The 6,312-nt window shown below is 70.8% G+C and carries 8 protein-coding genes; 4 read left to right on the top strand and 4 right to left on the bottom strand.

Annotation, left to right across the window (positions count from 1 at the left end; translation table 11 throughout):
• Window positions 1–107: 107 nt before the first annotated feature.
• Window positions 108–248: a VOC family protein gene (locus tag HHX33_RS32825; RefSeq protein ID WP_220502453.1), complete on the bottom strand. Its 141-nt coding sequence runs from the start codon at window positions 246–248 to the stop codon at window positions 108–110.
• Between the two features lie 9 nt (window positions 249–257).
• The gene (locus HHX33_RS32820; RefSeq protein WP_310741622.1) at window positions 258–734 is read right to left on the bottom strand and encodes a helix-turn-helix transcriptional regulator; all 477 of its coding nucleotides are present in this window, start codon (window positions 732–734) and stop codon (window positions 258–260) included.
• An 85-nt stretch (window positions 735–819) separates the two neighbouring features.
• Between HHX33_RS32820 and HHX33_RS32815 the strand changes: the two genes are divergently transcribed.
• Together HHX33_RS32815 and HHX33_RS32810 are read left to right on the top strand one after the other, a co-directional pair.
• Window positions 820–1,383: a TetR/AcrR family transcriptional regulator gene (locus HHX33_RS32815; protein ID WP_182877966.1), complete on the top strand. Its 564-nt coding sequence runs from the start codon at window positions 820–822 to the stop codon at window positions 1,381–1,383.
• Between the two features lie 27 nt (window positions 1,384–1,410).
• The gene (locus HHX33_RS32810) at window positions 1,411–1,881 is read left to right on the top strand and encodes a hypothetical protein (protein WP_182877965.1); all 471 of its coding nucleotides are present in this window, start codon (window positions 1,411–1,413) and stop codon (window positions 1,879–1,881) included.
• A 60-nt stretch (window positions 1,882–1,941) separates the two neighbouring features.
• On the opposite strand, the gene HHX33_RS32805 is transcribed toward HHX33_RS32810, so the two are convergent.
• A complete protein-coding gene (locus HHX33_RS32805) occupies window positions 1,942–3,453 on the bottom strand; it encodes an NCS2 family permease (protein WP_182877964.1) in 1,512 nt (503 codons plus the stop codon).
• Between the two features lie 94 nt (window positions 3,454–3,547).
• Between HHX33_RS32805 and HHX33_RS32800 the strand changes: the two genes are divergently transcribed.
• Complete coding sequence (locus HHX33_RS32800; RefSeq protein ID WP_244302147.1) at window positions 3,548–3,808, top strand: DUF2530 domain-containing protein; 261 nt, start codon at window positions 3,548–3,550, stop codon at window positions 3,806–3,808.
• Between the two features lie 14 nt (window positions 3,809–3,822).
• On the opposite strand, the gene HHX33_RS37555 is transcribed toward HHX33_RS32800, so the two are convergent.
• A complete protein-coding gene (locus HHX33_RS37555; RefSeq protein WP_182877963.1) occupies window positions 3,823–4,950 on the bottom strand; it encodes a TetR/AcrR family transcriptional regulator C-terminal domain-containing protein in 1,128 nt (375 codons plus the stop codon).
• 153 nt (window positions 4,951–5,103) lie between these two features.
• On the opposite strand from HHX33_RS37555, the gene HHX33_RS32790 reads away from it, so the two are divergent.
• A complete protein-coding gene (locus HHX33_RS32790) occupies window positions 5,104–6,309 on the top strand; it encodes an FAD-dependent monooxygenase (RefSeq protein ID WP_182877962.1) in 1,206 nt (401 codons plus the stop codon).
• Window positions 6,310–6,312: the final 3 nt, after the last annotated feature.

The raw sequence follows: 6,312 nt of genomic DNA, 5'->3' as shown, positions 1-6,312 counted from the left end.
CCACGTCCAGTGAGTGCACATGAGCGCCTCCCGCCAGGACCGACAGATCCCGTTGAGGACCCGAGGTCAGTCAGCCGATGGGTCAAGCCCTGGCGGGAGGTGCTCATCTACATCATCACTGTCAGCCAGCGATATCCGTCGAGCGTGACGTCGGTCCTCGTGACGAAGCCGAGGACGTCCACGTAGAAGTCGCGGGCCTCGTCCTGATCCTTGCAGTAGACGGTCACCAGAGAGACGTTCGTAATCATGCGTAGACGCTACTGCCGCCCTGCTGACCTGGGCTTCTCCAAAATTGCAGAGTCGGAGACGCGGTGCGCTCCGAGGTCGAGCACGCCTGACATGAACAGGTAGCAGCCGGGGACGTGGGGGCCGCCGCGCGCCGCCCACCTGTCGCGGTACTCGCTCGGGCTCTCCCCCACCAGCCGCCGGAACTTGGCCGAGAACGACCCGAGACTGGTGAACCCGACCGCCATGCAGATCTCGGTGACCGTCAGGTTGGCCCCGCGCAGCAGGTCCTGCGCGCGCTCCAGCCTGCGCCGGGTGAGGTAGCGCATCGGCGTCTCGCCGTACACCGCCTCGAAACAGCGGACGAGGTAGAACTTGGAGATCCCGGCGACCGCGGCGAGCCCGTCGAGATCGAGATCGCTCCGGTAGTCGCGGTCGATGCGGTCGCGGGCCAGGCGCAGCCGCGGCACCAGGTCCGCCGGCACCGCCCCGCCCCCTCTGCGCGCCACGTCACGACACTACCGTCCCCGGCGTCTTGCACCGCCCTTTCTAACAGCGTTAGAGTGAGCCTAACGATGTTAGAAAGGACTGCTTGTGAGCCCGGCCGCCCGTATCGACACCGAATCGGTCCTGCGCGCCGCGCTGCAGGTCCTCGACGAGGAGGGCGTCGCGGCGCTCTCCATGCGCACGATCGCCGCCCGCCTCCAGGTCAGGGCGGCATCGCTCTACTACCACGTGCCCAACAAGGCCGCGCTGCTCCAGTCGGTCGCCGACAGGGTGGCCGCAGAGGTGATCGCGTCGGTCACTCCGGGCGGCGGGTGGCGCGACCTGCTCGCGGACGTGGCCCAGGGGCTTCGCCGGGCACTGCGGGCCCACCCCGGCGCGGCCGCCGTCGTCGCCGTACGGCACGCGTCTCCGCAGGTGTTCGAGCGGGCCGTCCCGACGGTGCTGGCCGCCATGAACGCGGGCCTGCGGGTGACCGACGAGGAGGCGCTGTATCTCGTGCAGTCCCTCTACATCCTCGTGACCGGCCACGCCCTCGCCGAGTTCGGCGACACCCCCGAGCCGCCGGCCGCGCCCACCGCGTACTACGACGCCTGGTTCGACATCGCCGTCTCGACCTTCCTCGCGGGCGTCGAGGCGCGCTACGGCGCCTGACCCCCCGCCGCACGGAAAGGAAGCCCCATGGTCTCCGTCGCGCTCGTCCTGCTGGTCCTGGCCGACGCCTACTTCGTTCTCACCACGCTCGTGGACCTGTTCCCGTTCAACAACGTGCGGGAGGCGAGGCGGTCGGAGAAAGCCACCGAGGTGGCGATCAACGCACCCGTCATGGCGCTCCCGGCCGTGCTTCTCGCCTGGGCGGCCGGCGCCGGGCTGCCCGCCCTGGCGTACGCCGGCGGGGCGCTGGAACTGCTCGCCGTCCTCAACGGCCTCATGCTGTGGTGGCTTCCCTACCTGGCCGCCGTGACGGTCCCCTGGGCGACGGCGGGCACCGGGGAGAGCTGGGCCGCGTTGCACGCCCGGACCTACGCGAAGACCGTCATCGTGCTGCCGCGCCGGGGCGACCGCCCGCGCCCCAACCTGGAGCACATGATCCTCCACGCGCTCATGCTCGCGGCCGCGATCTGCACGTTCGCGGCCGCCCGTACGCTCTGAGACGCGAAGAGGCCGCCGCGGCCGGAGGGTCGCGGCGGCCTCTGGGGACCGAACCGGCGGTCAGCTCAGACCGAGCAGGTCCTTGAGGGGCTCCAGCGCGAAGTACACGACGAACAACGCCCCGACCAGCCACAGCAGGGGGTGGATCTCCTTCGCTTTGCCGCGGAAGACCTTGATCACGATGTAGCTCACGAAGCCCGCGCCGATTCCGGCAGTGATCGAGTACGTGAACGGCATGAGCACGATGGTCAGGAACGCGGGGATCGCGGTCTCGAAGTCGCTGAAGTCGATCTCCTTGACCTGCGTCATCATCAGGAAGCCGACGACCACGAGAGCCGGGGTCGCCGCCTCGAACGGCACGATCTCCGTCAGCGGGGCGAAGAACATGGCCAGCAGGAAGAGCACGCCGGTGACGATGCTCGCCAGGCCCGTGCGCGCGCCCTCGCCGACACCGGCCGCCGACTCGATGTAGGTGGTGTTGGACGAGACGCTCGCCGCGCCGCCGGCCGCCGCCGCGAGCGAGTCGACCAGCAGGATCTCCCGGGTGCGCTCGACCGTCCCGTCCTCCCGGACGAGGTTCGCCTGCCGGCCCACGCCGACGATGGTGCCCATGGTGTCGAAGAAGTCGGCGAGCATGAGCGTGAAGACGAACATCACCGCCGCCAGTCCGCCGATCTTGGCGAAGCCGCCGAACAGGCTGAACTGTCCGAGCAGCGACAGATCGGGCACCTCGATGAACGTGGCCGGCCAGGCGGGCACGTTGAGCGACCAGCCGTCGGGATTGGCCGGCTGGCCCGGGGCCACCTGCGGCCCGATCTTGCCGATCGCCTCCACGATCATGGCCAGCACGGTGGTGCCGATGATGCCGATCAGGATGGCGCCCTTGACCCTGCGGGCGACGAGGAAGGCCGTCACGAGCAGGCCGACGACGAACACAAGGGTCGGCCATCCGGTCAGCGAGCCGTTGCCCAGGGCGCCGAGCTTGACCGGGACGGTGGTGCCGCCCGCGTCGGGCATCCGCCGGACGAACCCGGCGTCCACGAAGCCGATCAGCGCGATGAACAACCCGATGCCGACACTGATCGCGGTCTTGAGCTGCGCCGGGATCGCGTGGAACACCGCCACTCTGAAGCCCGTCACCACGAGGATCGCGATGACGACGCCTTCGAGCACCACCAGGCCCATCGCGTCCTCCCACGACATCTGACTGGCGATGCCGAAGGCGAGGAAGGCGTTCAGGCCGAGCCCGGTGGCCAGGGCGAACGGCACCCGGCCGAAGACGCCCATCAGGATCGTGAGGATGCCCGCCGCGAACGCGGTGGCCGCCGCGACCAGCGGGATGTTGGGGTTGGCGCCGTCACCGAGGAACTGACCCGTCTTGTCGGCGACGGTGCCGATGATGAGCGGGTTGAGCACCACGATGTAGGCCATCGTGAAGAATGTGGCGACGCCGCCGCGGACCTCCTGGCCGACGGTGGAACCACGGGCTGAGATGGAAAAGTATCGATCGAGGAAATTAGGGGTATTCATGGGGTTCGTTTTCACGCGCGCAGAGTCGCAGGCCCCTAGCATCGGCGGGAAGAGCCAGGGGAGCAGCGTTGTCCTTTCGTGACGGGTTTGTCATAAAAATACCCGGTCGCCGTCATGCCCTTCTAAGCTGGCCCACGTGAGCGAACGCCGGCCGGACCCCACGCCCCTCAGAACCCGGGACACCCTGACGATCCTGACCGGAACGGTGTTGTGGGCGGTCGCTCTGGTCGTGGTGCTGCTGGTCGTACGGCCGGCCGACACGCGGCTCGTCTGGACCTGCGTGGCCGGCGTCGGTCTCGGCCTGTTCGGCCTCCTGTACGTCCGCCGCCGCGACGCCCGCGTACGTGACACCACCCCCGCCTCCGGCCTGTCCGGATCGGAGCCGCACAGTCCCTGACCCGGCGGCTCCGCTCAGGGGGTGTCGGTGAGGAGCATCGAGATGCCGTCGAGGAGGCGCTGCAGGCCGAACTCGAACAGCGCGTCGATGTCGAAGTCGTAACCGCTCGCGCTGAGGGACTCGAACATCGGCAGCCTGCGGCCCGCCATGATCGCCTTGAAGGCGGGCTCCTGGGCGTCCATCCACTCGTCGACGCTCATCCCGGTGAGCTCCTCTGCCTCCGCCTCCACCTCCAGGTTGATCGCCGTACCCCGGACGTGGTTGAACACGGTGATGTACGCGGTGAACACCGTCTCCAGGTCGAGACCGTGACCGTCGAGAGCGGTGAGCATCCACTCGCTGAAGGGCAGCGCGGCGGCGATCGGCTGGGGCCGCGTCACCGACATGGCCGGCGCGAGCCACGGATGGCGGCGGAACGTCGCCCACAGCAGGCGCGCGGCCAGTTCGATCCGGCCTCTCCAGTCGCGGGACGGTTCGTCGGGGAGCCTTATCCGGGCGAAGATCTCCTCCATCATCCGCAGCACCAGGGCGTCCTTGTCCGCGACATGGCGGTAGAGCGACATCGTCGCCACCCCCAGCTCGGCGGCCACGCGGCGCATCGAGACCGCCCCGAGCCCCTCCGCGTCGGCGACCGCGATGGCCGCCGAGGTGATCCGCGCCGGTGTCAGCGCACCGTCCGGGGCACCCCGGCGCCGGGAGCGGACCGGTGCGCCCGGCCGCCCGGCGGAGGACTCCCCCGCGCCCGCCGCACGCGGCGGCACGCCCGGTACGGCACCGGCCTCACGTGCGGGCACGGCGGCACCCCGGCCACCGGTGGCACCCTGCGACCCGGAACCCTGCGACCCGGCGGAAAGCGGACCACCGCCGGCGGCCTTCCCCTGCGGCGGAACGGCGGGGGACGGCCGGCTCCCGGTGTGGACGCCGGTGTCGACGACCGTGCCGACGCCGGGCACGGCGCGGACGAGTCCCTCCCGGCGAAGCTCGGTCAGCACCTTCGTCGCGGTCGCCATCGCGACGCCCCACCGCCGGATGATCTCCCGGGTGGACGGCACCCGGTCGCCCGGCCCGAGCTCACCTGTCTCGATCCGCCTCCGCAGCTCGGCGGCGATCTCCTGGTAGCGCCCCGCGCCCGAACCGTCCACGCCCACCTCCGCACTAGTGCACCACTCTAGCCCAGCACGCTGCGAGGACGGCCCCACGTCGCTCCAGGCCTGCCCTCATGCACTAGTGCGGAGCCATTGTTTATCGAGCTTAACGCCTTGCGTGCACTATGCGTACGCCGTACAGTTCGACGTATGCAGAACACCGACATCCTCGTCTCCGGCGGCGGCGTCGCCGGGCCCGCACTGGCGTACTGGCTGGGCCGGGCGGGTTTCACCGTCACGGTCGTCGAGCGCGCGCCCGCCCCCCGCCCGGGCGGCCAGACCGTGGACCTGCGTGGCGCGGGCCGCACCGTGGCCGCCCGGATGGGCCTGCTCGACCGGGCGCGGGAGGTCGCCGTGGACCAGCGCGGCGTCGCCCTGGTCGACGCGAAGGGCCGCTTCACCGCCACCCTCCCGGTCGACGCCTTCGGCGGCGAGGGGATCGTCTCCGAGATCGAGATCCTCCGCGGCGACCTGGCCGACCTCCTCTACCAGGCGTCCCTCCCCGGCACCGAGTATCTGTTCGACGACACCGTCACCGCCCTGCGGCAGGACGACGACGGGGTGACCGTCACCTTCGAGAAGTCCCCGCCGCGCCGGTTCGGGCTGGTCGTCGGCGCGGACGGGCCGCATTCGGCCGTACGCGCGCTGGCCTTCGGCCCGGAGGCGGAGTTCGTCCGCCCGCTCGGGCTCTACACCTCGTGGTTCACCACCACGCTGCCGATGGACCTCGGCGGCTGGTACCAGATGTACAACGCCCCGGGCGGCCTGGTCGTCTCGGCGCGGCCGGGACGGCTGCCCGGGGAGATCAAGGCCGGCCTGAGCTTCCGGTCAGGGCCGATCGCCTACGACCGCCGCGACGTCGCCGCGCAGAAGCAGATCATCGCCGACCGCTTCGCGGGCGCCGGATGGGAGACCGCTCGCCTGCTGGCGGCGATGGCCGACGCGCCCGACTTCTTCTTCGACCCCATGGGACAGGTGCGTCTCGATCGGTGGTCGCGCGGCCGGGTGGCGCTGCTCGGCGACGCGGGTTACTGCGCCACGCCGCTGACCGGCCTCGGCACCAGCCTCGCGCTGGTCGGGGCGTACGTCCTGGCCGGCGAACTGGCCGCGGCCGACGACCACCGGGCCGCGCTGCGCGGCTACGAACGCGTCATGCGGCCCTACGTGACGGAGGCGCAGAAACTGCCGCCCGGCGGCGCCGGCGGCTTCGCGCCGTCCACCGCGCTCGCGATCCGGCTGCGGGCCGCCTCGATGCGGTCCATGACCCGCTGGCCCATGCGCGGCATCCTGGCCGCCCAGTTCGCCAAGGCCGGGAACATCGCCCTGCCCGACTACCCCCTCCCGGCGGTGCGGTGAGGG

The organism is Microbispora sp. H10670 (assembly GCF_014161385.1).
In the GTDB taxonomy this organism is placed as follows: Bacteria; Actinomycetota; Actinomycetes; order Streptosporangiales; family Streptosporangiaceae; genus Microbispora; species Microbispora triticiradicis.
This window is presented reverse-complemented; position numbering and strand designations above follow the sequence as displayed.